The organism is Lysobacter enzymogenes, from assembly GCF_023617245.1.
GTDB lineage: Bacteria > Pseudomonadota > Gammaproteobacteria > Xanthomonadales > Xanthomonadaceae > Lysobacter > Lysobacter yananisis.
On record NZ_CP067396.1, the window covers coordinates 2,824,812 to 2,842,016 of the forward strand.

Genomic DNA, 17,205 nt, shown 5'->3' on the forward strand with positions numbered 1-17,205 from the left:
CGGCGTTCCGCTCAGCGCTGGCGGCAGTCGTCGCCGACGCCGGCGGCGAGGCGCGCGAACGGTTCGAACTGCGGCAACGCCGCGCTCAGCCGTTGTTGCGCGTCGCGCAGCGCCTGCGCGCGCTGGCACAGTTGCAGCGCTTGGGCTTCCAGCTTGGCCGCTTCGGCCTGGATCTTGGCCTCGGTCTGGTCGGTGTTGCCGTCGCGCAGGTCTCGGGCCACGGTGCTCAGGGCCTGTCCGGCCATCGCCGCGCCGGCCTTGCCCATCGCGGCGCCGTCGCGGCGCATGCCCGTGGCCTGTTGGTAGAACTCGCGGCCGAGCGCCTGTTGCGCCGGCGTCAGCGCCAGCGCGCCGCCGTCGATGGCGATGGCGCCGTCGGGGCCGATCTGCGCGCTGCGGCCGGCGGCGCGCAACAGCACCTTGTCGCCGTCCATCGAGATGTGATCGATCACCGACACCTGCACGCCGCCGTCGGGCTGGCGCGAACAGGCGCCGGCGAAGGCGGCCGCGAGCGCGGCGGCGAGGAGGGCGGCGACGGGAACGGTGCGGGCGGTCATGGGCAGGGCTCCGGACGAAGCGCGTGATCGGAAAAGAGAGGAAAAGGCGGACGAAGCTTGCTGCATCGATGCGGACGGCGCGCCGCCCGCATCGATGCGCGCCGATCAGTCCTGCTTGGGCACGTCGACCCGACCGGACACGCCGCGGTGCTTGACCGAACCGCTGCCGACCCGGGCCACGCGCAGGTCGCCGCGCACGCCGTCGACTTCCAGATCGCCCGAGCCGATGCGGTCGAGGGTGACCGATCCAGCGACCTGGTCGAGCTCGACGTCGCCGGAACCGACCGTGCCGATCCTGACGTCGCCGCCGACGTTGCGCGCCTTCAGGTCGCCCGAGCCGAGGCTGACGATCTGCAGCGGGCCGATGTCGCGCAGCACGATGTCGCCGGAACCGACCGAGGCCACGGTCAGGCCGCGCACGTTCTCGACGGCGATGTCGCCGGAATTCACGTCGGCGCTGAGCGCGGCGACGTTGCGCACCGAGGCGTCGCCGGAGCCGACCTTGAGCTGCACGCGCAGGTTCTGCGGCACGCTCGCGTGCAGGCGCATGTAGCGCTGGCCGTTGAAGTTCAGGCCGAATCGCTTGGCGTGCTCGGCGGTCACCACCAGCTTGTTGCCTTCGCGGCGCTGGCTCAGGGTCAGGCCGGCGAGGTCGGCGGGGTTGCTGGCGCAGGCATGGCCGGCGACCGCGGGCGCGCCGTTGCCGCCCTCCACGATCAGGTCGTCGGAGCCGATCTCGAACACCACCGCCTCCACGCCGCGCAGATCGAGCGCGAGATTGCGCGGCTGGGCGTTGTCGCAGCGGTCGGCGGCGAAGGCCGCGCCGGGCAACAGCGCGGCGCAGAGCAGGGCGAGCAGGGGGCGAGAGGAAGGCGAGAAGCGCATGGCGAGGTCCTGGGCAGGAACGAAAGGTAAGGCTGGGATGCGCTGGGGGCCGGCAGGGTTGAAAGCCCGGTCGCGTTCGATCGCGACCGGGGGCCCCGCCGACCCGCGGCGGCTCAGCCGTCGTCGCGCCAGCGGCGCAGGCGGATCGCGGCGTAAATCATCGCCGCGCCGAGCGCCGCGCCGATCCACAGGTCGGCGGTGGCCAGCACGTGCAGGCTGTTGACCGAATCCAGCTGGCTCAGCGCTTCGGTGCCCTTGAGCGCGGCCTGTTGCGCGTCGCCGTTCATTTGCTCGTGCAGGAACCAGGTGCCCGGCACCACGCTGAGCAGGCCGCGCAGCGCCACCGTGTACCAGATCGCGCCGTGCGGGATCTCGATGCCCGGCATGATGTCGAGGAAGCTGACGAACACGCAGGCCAGCAGCGGGATCACCACCGCCCAGACGAAGGGCACGCTGCGCGCCCAGGCCGAGCACAGCATCAGCCAGCCGACGGTCGGCAGCGCCCACAGCGCGTACACCGGCACCGACACCGCCAACTCGGCGAGCAACCGGAACGGATGGGCCTGGGTGAAGATCGCGCCGGCGCCGGGGAAGCCGTTGAGCACCGCCGCCAGCCACGCCAACACCCACATCACCAGGCCCACCGCCAGGCCGATCGCCGCGGCCAGCAGCGGCGCCAGCAGCAGCGCCCACACCAGCTTGGACAGCACCGCCTGGGTGTCGGAGACCGGCAGCGACTTCCAGAACAGGATGCTGCGGTCCTTGCGTTCGTCGTAGATCGAACCCAGCGCGTAGAAGAACACCACGAACACGAACACCAGGCAGACCATGCCCAGGCCGCCGGCCAGGGCGGCGTCGCCGATGCTGCCGGCGCGGCCGATCTCGCCGCCGCTCATCTCGAAGTTGATGCCTTCGCCGTGTTCGTTGGCGACCTTGCGGAACAGCACCGAACCGCCGATCACGCCGAGCACGGTGAAGACGATGGCGATGGCGCCGGCGATCAGCGGGCCCCACAGGAAGCCGCCGCGGTGTTCCCAGAATTCGCGCTTGAGCAGCATCAGGAAGACCCGCGACGGGGAGATCGCGGCGGCCGCGCGGGGGACGGCGGCGGGTGCGGAGAAATCGTCGGTGGCGGCGTTCATGCGTAGGTCCCCTTCATGGTGGCGACGAACAGGTCGGCCAGGCCCGGCGTGCGGGTCTCGCCGAGGCCGTCGAGCTGGGCGGCGGCGACGCCGTCGAACAGCATCACGGTCTTGCCGAACGGCAAGGCGCGTTCGTCCAGCGGCCCGAGCGTGCGCGCGTGCTCGGCCTTGTCGCGGTCGACCAGCACCTCGACGAAGCGCTCGCCGACGTTCTCCATCGGGCAGTCCAGCACGATCTTGCCGTCGCGGATGAACATCACGTCGGTGAGGATGTGTTCGATCTCCTCGACCTGGTGGGTGGTGACCACGATGGTCTTGTTCTCGTCGAAGTAGTCTTCCAGCAGGCGCTGGTAGAACTGCTTGCGGTAGAGGATGTCCAGGCCCAGGGTCGGTTCGTCGAGCACCAGCAGGCGCGCGTCGATCGCCATCACCAGCGCCAGGTGGAGCTGCACGATCATGCCCTTGGACATCTCGCGCACGCGCAGGTCGGGCTTGAGCTGGGTGCCGTGCAGGAAGCGTTCGCACTTGGCCCGGTCGAAGCGCGGATGCACGCCGGCGACGAATTCGATCGCCTCGCGCACCCGCAGCCAGCGCGGCAGCACCGCCACGTCGGCGATGAAGCAGACCTCGCGCATCAGCTCGTCGCGCTGGGTGCGCGGGTCCAGCCCGAGCACCGACAGTTCGCCTTCGAACGAGGTCAGGCCGAGCACCGCCTTGAGCGCGGTGGTCTTGCCGGCGCCGTTGGGGCCGATCAGGCCGACGATGCGGCCGGCGGGGATATCGAAATCGGTGCCGGCGAGCGCGGCCTTGTTGCGGTAGGTCTTGCGCAGGCCGCGGGCGCGGACCACGGCGCCGGCGGCGTCGCGCAGGGGCGGGGTATGCAGGGAGTGGGTCATGGGGCGTCCGCCTTGTGGCTGCCGTTGGTGGCGGCCGGTTCGCCGGCCAGCAGTTCCTCGGCGCGCAGGCCGAGCCGGGCGATGCGTTCGAGCACCAGCGGCCATTCCTCGCGCAGGAAGCGGTCGCGCTCGTTGAGGAGCAGTTTCTTCGCGGCTTCTTCGGTCACGTACATGCCCAGGCCTCGGCGTTTTTCGACCAGCGCCTCGTCGGCCAATTCTTGGTAGGCGCGCGAGACGGTGATGGGATTGAGTTGGTATTCGGCGGCGACCTGGCGCACGGAAGGCAGGGCGTCGCCCGGCTTGAGCACGCCGTCGAGCATCATGGCGACGACGCGCTCCTTGAGCTGGCGATAGATCGGAGCGCCGTCGCTCCATTGGATTGCGGTCATGGCTCAGCCCCGCGACAGGAAGGAGAAATAGGGCATAACGAGATTGCTGCGGTTGCGGCGCGCGGCGCGGGACGCCTTGCGCGTGGGTTCGGCCGCCGGTTCCGCGGCGGCGGGTGCGGCGGGGGCGATGGCGTTGGCCAGCGCGGCCAGGTCGCCGACGTCGCCGGCCAGCGCGCCGGCCAGGCTGGCCAGTTCGCTGGCGCGTTCGGCGTTCTCCAGTTGCGAGGCGCGCTGCTCGATCTTGCGCATCGCGCCGGCGACGTCGCCGGAACGGGCCTGGGCGCGGGCGAGGAACGCGCGGTCGAAGCTGATCCGGGCCTTGACCGTGCCCAGGTCGACTTCGATCGGGCGGGTGGCCGGCGCGTCGGCGGCGAATTCGGTCAGCAGCGGCGCCGGGGCGGCATCGGGGGCGGGCAGGGGCAGGGCGACCACCAGGCCCAGGACCAGCGCGCCGCCGGCGGCCATCAGGGCCGAAATCGAGTTATGGAGCTTGCGGTTCATATGAACGTCCTGCTCTTTAGTGGGCCGGTGTTGTATGCAACTATAACACCTAAACACGTCGCGTCAATCGCCGCCGACCCAACTAAAGTCATACTGGTCCGGTTCCCGCCGCGGCCCGTCCGCCGGGCCCTCCCCCTGTCACCGAGGCCTGCCATGTCCGCTGTCGCCCCCTCGCATTCCCCTTCCCGGACCCGCCGCCGCGCCGCCGTCGCGCTGGCGCTGGGCCTGGCGCTCGCCGCCGGCGCGGCCGTCGCCGCCGGCGGCCTGCTCGACCGCAGCTACCGCCCGCTGGCCGGCAAGCAGCCGGTCGAGCTGTCCAAGACCTACGCCGGCGACGTCGTGCTGGTGGTCAACACCGCCAGCAAATGCGGCTTCACCCCGCAGTTCGAGGCGCTGGAAGGCCTGCACGCCAAGTACAAGGCGCGCGGCTTCGCCGTGCTCGGCTTCCCGTCCGGCGACTTCAAGGCCCAGGAATTCGAGGACGAGAAGCAGATCCAGGAGTTCTGCACGCTGACCTACGGGGTCAAGTTCCCGATGTTCGAAAAGGTGCACGTGGTCGGCGAGCAGGCCACGCCGCTGTACAAGGACCTGGCCAAGGCCGCCGGCGGCGAGGCGCCGAAGTGGAACTTCCACAAGTACTTGATCGGCCGCGACGGCAAGCTGATCGCCAGCTACGGCAGCAAGACCACGCCGGACGATCCGGCGGTGGTCGCGGCGATCGAGCGCGCCCTGGCGGCGCCGGCGCCGAAGGCGGCCGCGGCGCGCTGATCGCGCCGCGCCCGCGCACGGATCGTCCGCGCGGGCGCCGCGGACGGCGGGCGCGCGGCGATCTGGGCGCCCGGTCAGGTTTCCCCGCGCCGCCGCCGGCGCCGCGGCGGAACTAAAACGCCGGTCCGCCGTCACACTGGAGCGTTGCCGCCCACGGCCGCGCCCGCGACAATGGCGGGCTCGCGCCGCGCGGCGGCGCGTCATCCGATTGCAAGTTCGACACCCAGGACACCAGGAGCGGGACCCTAATGAAGCCCTTCGTGCGCGGCGCGGCCGTGTTGATGACCACCGCGGCGCTGTTCGCTGGCGCCGCCTCTGCCCAGGACAAATCCGTGCTCGCCAACGACCGCGAAAAAATCAGCTACGCCATCGGCATGGACGTGGCGTCCTCGCTCAAGCCGGTCGGCCCCGACCTCGACGCCGCGGCGTTCGAGAAGGCGGTCAAGAACGTGTTCGACGGCGGCAAGCCGCTGATCACCCAGGACGAGGCCCGCACCGTCGACACCGCGCTGCGCGCGCGCATCGCCTCGCGCGAGGGCAAGCCGGCCCAGGGCACCCCGCCGGGCACGCCGCCGCCGGCGGTCGACAAGGCCAAGGTCGGCCTGATGATCGGCACCTTCATGGTCGGCCCGGCCCTGCAGCAGATCAAATCCGAGATCGACCTGCCGGTGCTGGCCCAGGCCGTGCGCACCGCGCTCGGCGGCGGCAAGCCGCTGCTGGCCGAAGGCGACGCGCGCACCGTGCTGACCAACTTCAGCGAGCGCATGCAGGCCAAGGCCAAGGCCGACGCGGCCGCGGCCGGCGACAAGAACCTCAAGGAAGGCAAGGCGTTCCTCGAGGAGAACAAGAAGGTCAAGGGCGTGTTCTCGACCGGTTCGGGCCTGCAGTACATGATCCTGCGCCAGGGCTCGGGCGAGCGTCCCAAGCCGACCGACAAGGTCAGCGTGAACTACAAGGGCACGCTGCTGGACGGCAAGACCTTCGACAGTTCCTACGATCGCGGCCAGCCGGCCGAATTCCCGGTCAACGGCGTGATCCAGGGCTGGCAGGAAGGCCTGGCGATGATGCCGGTGGGCAGCAAGTTCAAGTTCTGGATTCCGTCCGAGCTGGCCTACGGCCCGAACGGCGCGCCGCCGAGCATCGGCCCCAACGCCGTGCTGACCTTCGAGGTCGAACTGCTCGACATCCTGTGATCCCCACGCGCCGCGCGTTCGCGCGCGGCGCGTGAAGCAACGTTCAGCCGCTGCCGGGCAGCTTGTCCGGCCGGCCACCCACCTTCCGGTCTTCCAGTCTTTTCAGGAGTGCAGTTTGATGAAGCCTTTCATGCGTAACACCGCCCTGGCGATAGCCGTGGCCTCGGCCGCGCTGTTCGCCGCGGGCTGCGACCAGGCCGGCAAGCCGGCCGGCGACAAGGCCGCGGCCGACGCCAAGAGCGGCGACAAGGCGGCCGACGCCGCCAAGGACGTCAAGGTCCTGGGCGGCATGAAGACCGAGAAGGAGCAGAACAGCTACTTGATCGGCATGGACATGGGCCGTTCGCTGGAGCTGCTCAAGGACGACATCGACCTGGCCGTGCTGCAGAAGGCGATGCAGGCCAGCATGAAGGGCGAGAAGGCCGCGCTGACCGACGAGGAAGCGATGCAGATCCGCCAGCGCCTGCAGGAGACCGTGCGCAACAAGCAGGTCGAGAAGATGATGGCGACGGCCAAGAAGAACCAGGAAGAGGGCGAGAAGTTCCTCGCCACCAACGGCAAGAAGGCCGGCGTGGTGACCACCGCCTCGGGCCTGCAGTACCAGATCGTCAGCGAGGGCAAGGGCGCCAAGCCCAAGGCCTCCGACACGGTGCGCGTGCACTACAAGGGCACCACCCTGGACGGCAAGACCTTCGACAGCTCCTACGATCGCAACGAGCCGGCGGTGTTCCCGCTCGGCGCGGTGGTGCCGGGCTGGCAGGAAGGCATCGCGCTGATGCCGGTCGGCAGCAAGTTCAAGCTGTGGATCCCGGCCAAGCTCGGCTACGGCGAGCAGGGCACCCCGGGCGGCCCGATCGGCCCGAACGCGACCCTGGTGTTCGACGTGGAACTGCTCGACATCGTCAAGCCCGACGCGGCCGGCGCCGGCCCCGGCGCGGCGGCGGGCGCCGGTCCGGACAAGCACTAAGCGGCCCGACGGCGGCCTCGGCGCGCGATCCTCGCGCCGAGGCCGCGACCGCGCGCGTTCCCGGCGGGACGGCCCGCCGGAACGCGTGGCCCGGGAGGCGGCGCTGCCGCGGCGGCTTTTGCAGCGCGGCCCGCGTCCCCATACCCTTGCGGCAACCGGCGCCGGCGCCCAGCCGGCACCGCCGCGCCGGACCGCGGCCCGCGCCATTCGCGCGGCCCGCGTCCATCGATCCCGCTACACCAAGGAACACAGCAATGCGCGTCACCATCTTCGGCACCGGCTATGTGGGCCTGGTCACCGGCACCTGCCTGGCCGACGTCGGTCACGACGTGGTCTGCGTCGACATCGACCAGGCCAAGGTCGAGGGCCTCAACCGCGGCGCGATCCCGATCTACGAGCCGGGCCTGGAGCCGATGGTCAAGGCCAACCACGCCGCCGGCCGCCTGCACTTCACCACCGATGCCGCCGGCGCGATCGCCCACGGCGACCTGATCTTCATCGCTGTCGGCACGCCGCCCGACGAGGACGGCAGCGCCGACCTCAAGTACGTGCTGGCGGTGGCCCAGACCATCGGCCGCCACATCGAGCGCCCGGTGATCGTGGTCAACAAGTCGACCGTGCCGGTCGGCACCGCCGACAAGGTCCAGGCCAGCATCGCCGCCGAATTGGCCGCGCGCGGCGCGCAGGTGCCGTTCGACGTCGCCTCCAATCCCGAATTCCTCAAGGAGGGCGACGCGGTCAACGACTGCATGCGCCCGGACCGCATCGTCATCGGCGCGGCCAACCCGCTCGCGGTGGAGAAGCTCAAGCGCCTGTACGCGCCGTTCAACCGCAACCACGAGCGCATCGTGGTCATGGACGTGCGCTCGGCCGAGCTGACCAAATACGCGGCCAACGCGATGCTGGCGACCAAGATCAGTTTCATGAACGAGATCGCCAACATCGCCGAGAAAGTCGGCGCCGACATCGAGATGGTCCGCCAGGGCATCGGCTCGGACCCGCGCATCGGCTGGCACTTCATCTATCCCGGCGCCGGCTACGGCGGCTCGTGCTTCCCCAAGGACGTGCAGGCGCTGGCGCGCACCGCCCAGCAGCACGGCTACGGCGCGCGCCTGCTCGATGCGGTGGAGTCGGTCAACGACAGCCAGAAGGGCCATCTGTTCGAACTGATCCAGCGCCATTACGGCGGCGACGTGCGCGGCAAGACCTTCGCCGTGTGGGGCCTGGCGTTCAAGCCCAACACCGACGACATGCGCGAGGCCTCCAGCCGGCGCCTGCTGGCGCAGTTGTGGGACGCCGGCGCCAAGGTCCGCGCTTACGATCCGGAGGCCAGCGAGGAAGCGCAGCGCATCTTCGGCGAGCGCGAGGACCTGGTGCTGTGCGATTCGGCGCGCGCCGCGCTGGCCGACGCCGACGCGCTGGTGGTGGTGACCGAGTGGAAGCAGTTCCGCAGCCCGGATTTCGTGCGCGTGCGCCAGGCCCTGGCCGACGCGGTGATCTTCGACGGGCGCAACCTGTACCATCCCGACGAAGTCGAGGCCGCGGACCTGGCCTATTACGGCATCGGCCGCGGCCGTTCGATCCGCATCGACGCCTGAGCCCGTGAGCCCCGCCGTGAGCGAAGACCCCATCCAACAGCGCCTGGTCGACCTGGAAACGCGCTTGGCGTTCCAGGAGCACGCGTTGACCGAGCTGAGCGACGCGCTCGCCGCCGCGCGCACCGAGGAAGCGCGCAACGCGCTGCTGCTGCATCGCGCGCTCGAAGAGATCAAGCACCTGCGCGCGGCGTTCGCCGCGAGCCCCCTGACCGGCGACGCCAGCAGCGAACCGCCGCCGCCGCACTACTGACGAACCTGCAATGAGCGATAGCCTGCGCGACCAATTGCTGGGCCTGGGTTTCAAGCCCGCGCCCAAGCCCGAACGCCACGAACGCAAGGGCGAGGACCGCCGCGGCGGCAAGCCCGGCGCCGGCGGCAAGCCCCACGGCGGCAAACCGCAAGCGCGCGCCGACGGCGGCGCCCGCGGCGACGGTCGTCCCGGCGGACACAAGCCCGGCGGACCCAGGCCCGACGGCCAAGAGCGCAGCGGCGCGCGGCCCGGCCAGGGCCGTCCCGGCGGCAAGCCCGGCGAAGCCGGCGCCGGCCGCGCGGGCGCCAAGCCGGGCGAACGCGGCCGCGGCGGCGGCGGCCGTCCCGGCCAGGGCGGCCGCGCGGCCACGCGCGAGGACATCGACCTGGCCAAGGCCTACGCGATCCGCGCCCAGCGCGAGAAGGACGAGCGCATCGCCGCCGAGCAGGCCAAGCAGGAAGAGGCGCGGCTGCGCCGCGAAGCGCGGGCGCGGCTGGCCGAACTGCTCAAGGACCAGGCGCTCAACGTCGCCGACGCCGACATCGCCCGGCATTTCCCGTACGGCGGCAAGATCAAGCGCGTGTACGTGACCGCCGAGCAGCTCAAGCAGCTCAATGCCGGCGAACTGGGCGTGCTGCAGCAGGAAGGCCGCTATCTGCTGGTGACGGCGGCGATGCTGGCCCAGGCCGAGGAAATCTTCCCGCCGGCGGTGGCGCTGAAGGTCGATCCGAACGCGCCGGCGGACGAAGATCCTTACGCCGATCCGATGTACCAGGTGCCGGACGATCTGGTCTGGTGAGGTCGCGGCGGGCAGGGCGGTAGCGCTGTCTGCGAGCGGATGTTCGACGAAGGCCGCGACCGATGTCGCGGCCTTGTGTTTTGCGCCGGCGTGTCGGTTGCCACGGCTGCGGGGCGGTTCGTCGTTGTCGCGTTGGCGCGGTCGCGGCTTGCGCCGCTCCTACAGGGCTGCGACGCGGCCGCGTATCCGCATGCAGGAGCGGCGCAAGCCGCGACCGCGACACGCCGACTGCCGCGAACGCCCCGAACAGCCCGAAAACCCCGAAAACCCGCAATCCATCGCCGACGCGCGACGATCCGCGCAATCAGGTACCGGTGGCGCGGACGGCCGCCGGTTCGCGCGCGTCCGCTTGCGCGGCCGCCGGCGCGATCCGCTCCAGCATCGCCTCGATCGCCGCGGCCGTGTCCTGCGGCCGCTCCATCGGGAACAGGTGGCTGCCTTCGACCCAGGCCCAGCGCTCGCCGACCAGGCGCCGCGTCGCCGCTTCGCCGGCGTTGCGCAGCTCGCGCGAGCGGGTGCCGGCGAGGAAGCCCACCGGCACCCGCACTTGCGGCGCCAGCCCGCTCAGCGAGGTGGTCGGCAGGCTGCGGTAGATGCGGTATTCGATCTCGCGCTCGAACGCCAGCTCGCGCGCGCCGTCGTCGGCGGCGCGGGTGCCGTGTTCGACATAGTCGTTGAGCACGCGCTGGTCCCAGCGCGCGAAGGTCGGCTTGGCCAGGAAGTGCGCGCGCACCGCGGCGCGGTCGGGCCAGTGGCGGCGGCGCTGCAGGGTGGCGCGGGTCGGCATGACCAGGTTGTCCAGGCCGGTGCGCCGGCCCAGTTGCACCAGCCGCGCGCGCCAGCCGGCGATCAGCGGCGAATCCAGCATCACCACCCCGGCCAGGCGCGCGGCCAGCGCGGTGCCGGCGAGCCGGTGCGCGGCCAGCAGGCTGAGGTAGCCGCCGAGCGAATGGCCGACCAGGAAGATCCGGCGCGCGTCGCCGGCCGCGGCCTGCGCGCGTTCGGCCAGTTCTTCGACCAGATGCGGCCAGTCCAGGGTCACCGGATAGCGCGGATCGTGGCCGATCCGCTCGGGCCGCTCGATCCGGTAGCGCGCCGACAGCTGCTCCAGCATCACCCGGTAGACCGGGGCCGGAAAGCCGTTGGCGTGGGAGAACAGCAGCAGGTCGGACATGGCGGCGCGGGGGCCCGCAGGGCGGTCGGTGGCCGAAACATACCATTGCGTACAGTTGGGCGGTAGCGGCTCGGCGGCGGCCTCGGCGGGGCGGTGCGCGCCGCGCTGGCGGCTGCGGCGTGGCGGCCATGCGGAGTCGGCTGGCGCCGGAATGCGCGGGCGAGGGCGCTGGCGCGGGTTCGCCGGTCGCGGCCGGCGCCGGCTTCGCGTTGAAACCGCGCGCGACGGCCATCGCGGCAGCGAGACGCGCTCGGTACAAATAAAAACCAGCCCGTACCGCGCCGTCGCTCCCGTCGCGACCCGCGCCTGCGCATACTCGCCGCGCGCCCGGCGGATCGCGCCGGCGCGCTTCCCACGGACTGCAACCCTACAAGGACTTTATGCGCCTCCTGCCCCTGGCCGCGTTCGCCGCGGCCGCCTGCCTGTTCGCCGCGCCCGCGCTCGCCTGCGACACCGTGCTGCCGCCCGAGCAGCGCGACATCGACGCGCCCGGCAAGTACTGCCTGGCCGCCAATCGCGAAAACCCGATCCGCATCAACGCCAGCGACGTCGAGCTGGACTGCCGCGGCCGCACCCTGACCCATCGCGACGACGAGCCCTGGGTCAACGAAGGCGTGCACCTGCGCGGCGGCAGCCGCGTGCTGGTGCGCAACTGCCGGCTGGTCGGCTGGACCCTGTCGATGGTGGTCGACCAGTACGCCGACGCGCAGTTGCTCAACAACACCGTCCTCGCCAACGGCCCGGCGATCTCCGTGCACGGCAGCGACCGCGCCGAAGGCGACGGCCTCAAGCTGACCGGAAACCGGATCTTCTATTACGACGCGCGCGACGGCGCGGAGTGGGCGATCACGATCAACCACTCGCCCAAGCCGGTGTTGACCAACAACTTGGTGGCCGGCTTCCGCGGCTACAGCGCGATCATGCTCAACCGCGCCGCCGACGCGCAGCTGACCGGCAACCAGTTGCTCGACCTCAACGAGGGCGGCGCCGCCGCGGTGCGCATGGAACAGTCGCCGCGCGCGCGGCTGGTCCACAACACCGTGATGCTGCGCCGCGGCGTCAGCGCCAAGGGCCTGGTCGGCGCGAGCGATGCGACCTGCATCGAGAACGTGTTCGTCAACGTCGTCGATTCGGGCTTCGAACTGTGCTCGGTGCGGCGCCACAACGTCGACCAGATCAACAACGACTGAGCGCCGCGGACGACCGCCGGCGCCCGGACCGGCGGTCGCGCCGGCTGAGATGCGCGGCCGCCACAATGCAGGCGCGACGGCGGCGACGCGGCGATGGCCGCGCCGCCGCATTCGCGTCGGACACACTCCCAAGACAAGGACGATTACCGCATGCGATCGACTTCCAAGACCGGCCTGGCCCTGGCCGGTTTGCTGCTCAGCGCCAACGCGCTGGCCTGCGACACCATCCTGCCGGCGACCCAGATCGGCATCTCCGCGCCCGGCAAGTACTGCCTGAGCGGCAACCGCAGCCTGCCGATCGAGATCAACGGCACCGACATCGAGCTCGACTGCCGCACCCGCACCCTGGTCAACCCCTCCACCGGCGGCGGTCCCGGCGGCGGCGTCGGCATCATGGTGCGCGGCGGCGGCAAGGTGGTGGTGCGCAACTGCCGCGTCGACGGCTTCGCCAACGGCATCCAGGCCGATGTGGGCAGCGGCGCGCAACTGCTCAACAACACCGTGCTGCGCGCCCAGGACACGCCGATCATCATCCACGGCAATCCGTTCGGGCCGCCCGATCCGCTGGCCGAACCGGCGCGCATCGTCGGCAACCGGGTGATCGGCTACGGCATCGACCAGGCGAACTGGGGCCCGGCGCTGCGCGTGCACGGCCTGCCGCGCGCGGTGATCGCCAACAACGTCGTCGCCGGCTACCGCGGCCACGGCGGACTGGAGCTGGGCGAGTCGCCCGATGCGCAGCTCACCGGCAACCAGTTCCTCGACTTCGAGGCCGGCCATCGCATGATCCAGTTCATCAACTCGCCGCGCGCGCGGGTGGTGCACAACACGATCATGTCGCGCCAGCCGATCGGCGAAGGCCTCACCGGCGCGGTCGATGCGACCTGCGTGGAGAACGTGTTCATCAACGTCCAGCCGTCGGGCTTCGCCGGCTGTTCGGTGGCGCGCTACAACGTCGAGCAGCCGCAGCCGCCGACCGGCCCGTGACGTGTTTCCCGCGTCGCGCGATGCGCGGCGCGGGACCGCATCGTCGATTCGGGCCAGTCGATTCGGGCGAGTCGATTCGGACGATCGGCGAAACGATCGCGTGTCCGCCGCCGGCCTTCGCGCCGGCGGCTTCGCGTCGGCGCCCGCTGGCGCGCGTGCAGGGCGCCCGATCGGGCCGCCGAGGCGGGCCGTTGGCCCCGGACGCAGACCTGGACCGGCCGCTCAGTCGAACGCGGTGCCGAGCCGCTCGCGCAGCGAGTGGCCGATCTCGCGCACGCTCGACACGCCGAGATCGCGCAGGATGCGGTGGGTCGCGTGCGGCAGCGGCGATTCGTCGATGTCGTGCGGGGCGATGTTCTTGCCCGGCACGCCCGGCAGGAATTCGACGCCGGCGGCGAGGTAGCAATGCTGCACCAGCGCCGAGCAGAACAGCGCGCCGTCCTTGGCCAGCAGGTTGCCGCGCTTGCGCAGGCGGCGGCTGTGCATCGCCATCATGGTGCCGAGCAGCTCGCTGAGCGAATAGCTCGACAGCCCGGCCAGCAGGTCCAGGCCGGCGCGCTGCACCTGCAGGGTCTGCTCCGGGCTCAGGCCGAAGTCGAGCACGGCGATGTTGGGGAAGGCCTCGGCGTCGTAGTAGCGCGCGACCCGGTTCTCCTGCACGCCCAGGCGGATCTGCCGGTAGCGCAGGTCCAGGTCGGACTCGATCACCCACCACTGGCCGTCCACGCGCCGCTCGCTGAAGACGAAGGCGTGCGACCACAGGCTGCGGTGGCCGTCCTCGGTCAGCGGCGACTGCGCCTTGCGGATCAGCTTGTTGATGAAGTCGCGGCCGCCGCACAGGCCGATGCGGCCGGGCGCGGCGTGCTTTTCGAGGAAGGCCTGGTTGCCGCGCGGGTCGCGGGACTCGTCGTCGGCCAGGTCTTCGGGCAACAGGATTTCGCTCATCCGTGACGTTCCGGGCTGCGCGGCCGGTGGGCGCCGGTCGCGGGGCGAAAGGACGGCGGGCGCCGTCCGTGAGGCGCCGGACCGGCGCCGTTCACTCGGGATCGTAATCCAGATTCGACGCCAGCCAGCGTTCGGCCTGGGCGCGGTCGACGCCCTTGCGCCGGGCGTAGTCCTCGACCTGCTCCTTCGACACCCGCCCGACCACGAAGTACTGGCTGTCGGGATGGCTGAAGTAATAGCCCGAGACCGCCGCCGCCGGGTACATGGCGAAGCTCTCGGTCAGCTCCAGGCCGGTGTGGGCGCCGGCGTCGAGCATCGCGAACAGGTCGCGCTTCTCGCTGTGTTCGGGACAGGCCGGGTAGCCCGGGGCGGGGCGGATGCCGCGGTAGCCCTCGTCGATCAGCGAGTCGTTGTCGAGCGCCTCGTCGCCGGCATAGCCCCAGAATTCCTTGCGCACGCGCTGGTGCAGGCGCTCGGCCAGCGCTTCGGCGAAGCGGTCGGCCAGGGCCTTGAGCATGATCGCGTTGTAGTCGTCGTGGTCGGCCTCGAAGCGCGCCACGTGCGGCTCGATGCCCAGGCCGGCGGTGACCGCGAACGCGCCGATCCAGTCCTGGCGGCCGCTGTCCTTGGGCGCGATGAAGTCGGCCAGGCAGAAGTCGGGGCGGTCGGCGGGCTTGTCGGCCTGCTGGCGCAGGAAGTGCAAGGTTCGGGACCGGGAACCGGGGACCGGGGACCCGACGGCACGGGGCGCGGGATCGGCGAAGCTCTGCCGGTCCCCGGTCCCCGGTCCCGGGTCCCGCAGATCGACCTCGACGTCGTCGCCGACCGCGTTCGCCGGCCACAGGCCGAACACCGCCTTGGCCCGGATCCACTTTTCCGCGACCAGCCGCTTCAGCATCGCGCGGGCGTCGCGGTACAGCTCGGTGGCCTGGGTGCCGACGATCTCGTCGGTGAGGATCGCCGGATAGCGCCCGGCCAGTTCCCAGGTGTTGAAGAACGGGGTCCAGTCGATGTAGTCGACCAGTTCCTCCAGCGGATAGTCGTCGAACGCGTACACGCCCTGCGCGTTCGGCGCCGGCGGCGCGTAGTCGGCCCAGCCGCCGTCGAAGCGCTGGCCGCGCGCCTTCTCCAGCGAGACCAGGCGCTTGCCGTCGCCGCGGTTGCGGTGGCGCTCGCGGATCTCGGCGTAGTCGGAGGCGTTGGCGGCGACGAACGGCTCGCGCAGCTCGATCGAGATCAGCGACTGGGCCACGCCGACCGCGCGCGAGGCGTCCTTGACCCAGATCGTCGGCGCCTTGTAGTGCGGATCGATCTTCAGCGCGGTGTGCGCGCGCGAGGTGGTGGCGCCGCCGATCAGCAGCGGCATGGTGAAGCCCTGCCGCTGCATCTCGCGGGCGACGTGGCTCATCTCCTCCAGCGAGGGCGTGATCAGGCCGGACAGGCCGATCAGGTCGGCGTTCTCGGCCTTGGCCCGGTCGAGGATGGTCTGCGCCGGCACCATCACCCCGAGGTCGACGACCTCGAAGTTGTTGCAGGCCAGGACCACGCCGACGATGTTCTTGCCGATGTCGTGCACGTCGCCCTTGACCGTCGCCATGACGATCTTGCCGTTGGACTTGCCGACATCGCCGGTGCGCAGCTTCTCGGCTTCGATGAACGGCAGCAGATAGGCGACCGCCTTCTTCATCACCCGCGCGGACTTGACCACCTGCGGCAGGAACATCTTGCCGGCGCCGAACAGGTCACCGACCACGTTCATGCCGGACATCAGCGGGCCTTCGATCACGTCCAGCGGGCGCGCGGATTCGGCGCGCGCGACTTCGGTGTCCTCCTCGATCCACTGGTCGATGCCGTGGACCAGGGCGTGGCTGAGCCGCTCGCGCACCGGCTTGTCGCGCCAGCGCAGGTCCTCGGTCTTCTTCTCGCCCTTCTTGCCCTTGAAGCGGTCGGCGATCTCCAGCAGGCGCTCGGTGCTGTCGCTGCGGCGGTTGAGGACCACATCCTCGACCCGCTCGCGCAGGTCCGCGTCGAGGTCGTCGTACAGCGGCAGCGCGCCGGCGTTGACGATGCCCATGTCCATGCCGGCGCGGATCGCGTGGTAGAGGAACACCACGTGGATCGCCTGGCGCACCGGCTCGTTGCCGCGGAACGAGAACGACACGTTCGACACGCCGCCGGAGATGTGGCAGTACGGAAAGCGCCGCTTGATCTCGCGGGTGGCCTCGATGAAGGCGACCGCGTAGTCGTTGTGTTCCTCGATGCCGGTGGCGACCGCGAACACGTTCGGGTCGAAGATGATGTCCTCGGGCGGGAAACCGATCTCCTCGGTCAGCAGCTTGTAGGCGCGCGAGCAGATCTCGACCTTGCGCTCGATGGTGTCGGCCTGGCCGACCTCGTCGAAGGCCATCACCACCACCGCCGCGCCGTAGCGGCGCACCAGCCGGGCCTGGCGCAGGAACTCGTCCTCGCCTTCCTTCATCGAGATCGAATTGACGATGCCCTTGCCCTGCAGGCACTGCAGCCCGGCCTCGATCACGTTCCATTTGGAACTGTCGACCATCACCGGCACCCGCGCGATGTCCGGCTCGGCCGCGATCAGGTTGAGGAACTCGACCATCGCCTTCTGCGAGTCGAGCAGGCCCTCGTCCATGTTGACGTCGATGACCTGGGCGCCGCTCTCGACCTGCTGGCGCGCGACCACCACCGCCTCGTCGAGGCGGCCTTCCAGGATCAGTTTCTTGAACTGCGCGCTGCCGGTGACGTTGGTGCGCTCGCCGACGTTGACGAAGTTGCTTTCCGGGGTGATCTGCAGCGGTTCGAGGCCGCTGAGACGGGTTTGGCGGGGGAGGGCGGAGGTCATTCGGGTGTCTGGCGGCGTTCGGGCGGGTGGGAGAGGTAGGAGTGAGCGCAGAGGAGTGAGGAGTGAGAAAGAGCCTGCTTTCGCTCACTCCTCACTCCTCTGCG

General features: G+C 70.7%; 17 protein-coding genes. 8 read left to right on the forward strand and 9 right to left on the reverse strand.

Going from position 1 to position 17,205, the window contains the following annotated elements; genetic code table 11:
- Window positions 1-11: 11 nt before the first annotated feature.
- The 6 genes from JHW41_RS11900 to JHW41_RS11925 all read right to left on the reverse strand — a co-directional run bounded on the left by JHW41_RS11900 (window position 12) and on the right by JHW41_RS11925 (window position 4,370).
- A complete protein-coding gene (locus JHW41_RS11900; RefSeq protein ID WP_250450202.1) occupies window positions 12-557 on the reverse strand; it encodes a YggN family protein in 546 nt (181 codons plus the stop codon).
- 105 nt (window positions 558-662) lie between these two features.
- Window positions 663-1,442, reverse strand: coding sequence for a DUF4097 family beta strand repeat-containing protein (locus JHW41_RS11905; RefSeq protein ID WP_250450204.1), 780 nt, complete (start codon window positions 1,440-1,442; stop codon window positions 663-665).
- A 113-nt stretch (window positions 1,443-1,555) separates the two neighbouring features.
- Window positions 1,556-2,500: a hypothetical protein gene (locus JHW41_RS11910; RefSeq protein ID WP_057950118.1), complete on the reverse strand. Its 945-nt coding sequence runs from the start codon at window positions 2,498-2,500 to the stop codon at window positions 1,556-1,558.
- Window positions 2,501-2,580: 80 nt separating this feature from the next.
- On the reverse strand, window positions 2,581-3,480 hold the full coding sequence (locus tag JHW41_RS11915) for an ABC transporter ATP-binding protein (protein WP_057947756.1): 900 nt from the start codon (window positions 3,478-3,480) through the stop codon (window positions 2,581-2,583).
- Window positions 3,477-3,869 carry a GntR family transcriptional regulator gene (locus JHW41_RS11920; protein WP_057947755.1) on the reverse strand — a complete coding sequence of 131 codons (393 nt, stop codon included), beginning with the start codon at window positions 3,867-3,869 and terminating at the stop codon, window positions 3,477-3,479. The genes JHW41_RS11915 and JHW41_RS11920 overlap by 4 nt, the downstream gene beginning before the upstream one ends.
- 3 nt (window positions 3,870-3,872) lie before the next feature.
- Window positions 3,873-4,370: a hypothetical protein gene (locus JHW41_RS11925; RefSeq protein ID WP_250450205.1), complete on the reverse strand. Its 498-nt coding sequence runs from the start codon at window positions 4,368-4,370 to the stop codon at window positions 3,873-3,875.
- A 153-nt stretch (window positions 4,371-4,523) separates the two neighbouring features.
- Here JHW41_RS11925 and JHW41_RS11930 point away from each other — a divergent pair, with 153 nt between their 5' ends.
- The 6 genes from JHW41_RS11930 to JHW41_RS11955 all read left to right on the forward strand — a co-directional run bounded on the left by JHW41_RS11930 (window position 4,524) and on the right by JHW41_RS11955 (window position 9,945).
- Entirely contained in the window at window positions 4,524-5,138 is a 615-nt protein-coding gene (locus tag JHW41_RS11930; RefSeq protein ID WP_250450214.1) for a glutathione peroxidase, read from the forward strand.
- 248 nt (window positions 5,139-5,386) lie between these two features.
- Window positions 5,387-6,331, forward strand: a complete 945-nt coding sequence (locus JHW41_RS11935; protein WP_057947752.1) for an FKBP-type peptidyl-prolyl cis-trans isomerase — start codon at window positions 5,387-5,389, stop codon at window positions 6,329-6,331.
- Between the two features lie 130 nt (window positions 6,332-6,461).
- Complete coding sequence (locus JHW41_RS11940; protein WP_231783997.1) at window positions 6,462-7,298, forward strand: FKBP-type peptidyl-prolyl cis-trans isomerase; 837 nt, start codon at window positions 6,462-6,464, stop codon at window positions 7,296-7,298.
- A 254-nt stretch (window positions 7,299-7,552) separates the two neighbouring features.
- Window positions 7,553-8,896, forward strand: coding sequence for a UDP-glucose dehydrogenase family protein (locus tag JHW41_RS11945; protein ID WP_078999686.1), 1,344 nt, complete (start codon window positions 7,553-7,555; stop codon window positions 8,894-8,896).
- A 16-nt stretch (window positions 8,897-8,912) separates the two neighbouring features.
- On the forward strand, window positions 8,913-9,146 hold the full coding sequence (locus JHW41_RS11950) for a SlyX family protein (RefSeq protein WP_428995508.1): 234 nt from the start codon (window positions 8,913-8,915) through the stop codon (window positions 9,144-9,146).
- Window positions 9,147-9,156: 10 nt separating this feature from the next.
- On the forward strand, window positions 9,157-9,945 hold the full coding sequence (locus tag JHW41_RS11955; protein WP_250450219.1) for a DUF2058 family protein: 789 nt from the start codon (window positions 9,157-9,159) through the stop codon (window positions 9,943-9,945).
- A gap of 304 nt (window positions 9,946-10,249) precedes the next feature.
- On the opposite strand, the gene JHW41_RS11960 is transcribed toward JHW41_RS11955, so the two are convergent.
- Entirely contained in the window at window positions 10,250-11,119 is an 870-nt protein-coding gene (locus JHW41_RS11960) for an alpha/beta fold hydrolase (RefSeq protein ID WP_250450228.1), read from the reverse strand.
- 380 nt (window positions 11,120-11,499) lie between these two features.
- Here JHW41_RS11960 and JHW41_RS11965 point away from each other — a divergent pair, with 380 nt between their 5' ends.
- Window positions 11,500-12,309, forward strand: coding sequence for a NosD domain-containing protein (locus JHW41_RS11965; protein ID WP_250450238.1), 810 nt, complete (start codon window positions 11,500-11,502; stop codon window positions 12,307-12,309).
- A gap of 150 nt (window positions 12,310-12,459) precedes the next feature.
- A complete protein-coding gene (locus tag JHW41_RS11970) occupies window positions 12,460-13,296 on the forward strand; it encodes a right-handed parallel beta-helix repeat-containing protein (protein ID WP_250450240.1) in 837 nt (278 codons plus the stop codon).
- Window positions 13,297-13,518: 222 nt separating this feature from the next.
- Here JHW41_RS11970 and JHW41_RS11975 read toward each other — a convergent pair whose 3' ends face one another.
- Window positions 13,519-14,241, reverse strand: coding sequence for a hypothetical protein (locus JHW41_RS11975; protein WP_057947744.1), 723 nt, complete (start codon window positions 14,239-14,241; stop codon window positions 13,519-13,521).
- A gap of 91 nt (window positions 14,242-14,332) precedes the next feature.
- Window positions 14,333-17,101: a methionine synthase gene (gene metH / locus JHW41_RS11980; protein ID WP_250450256.1), complete on the reverse strand. Its 2,769-nt coding sequence runs from the start codon at window positions 17,099-17,101 to the stop codon at window positions 14,333-14,335.
- Window positions 17,102-17,205: the final 104 nt, after the last annotated feature.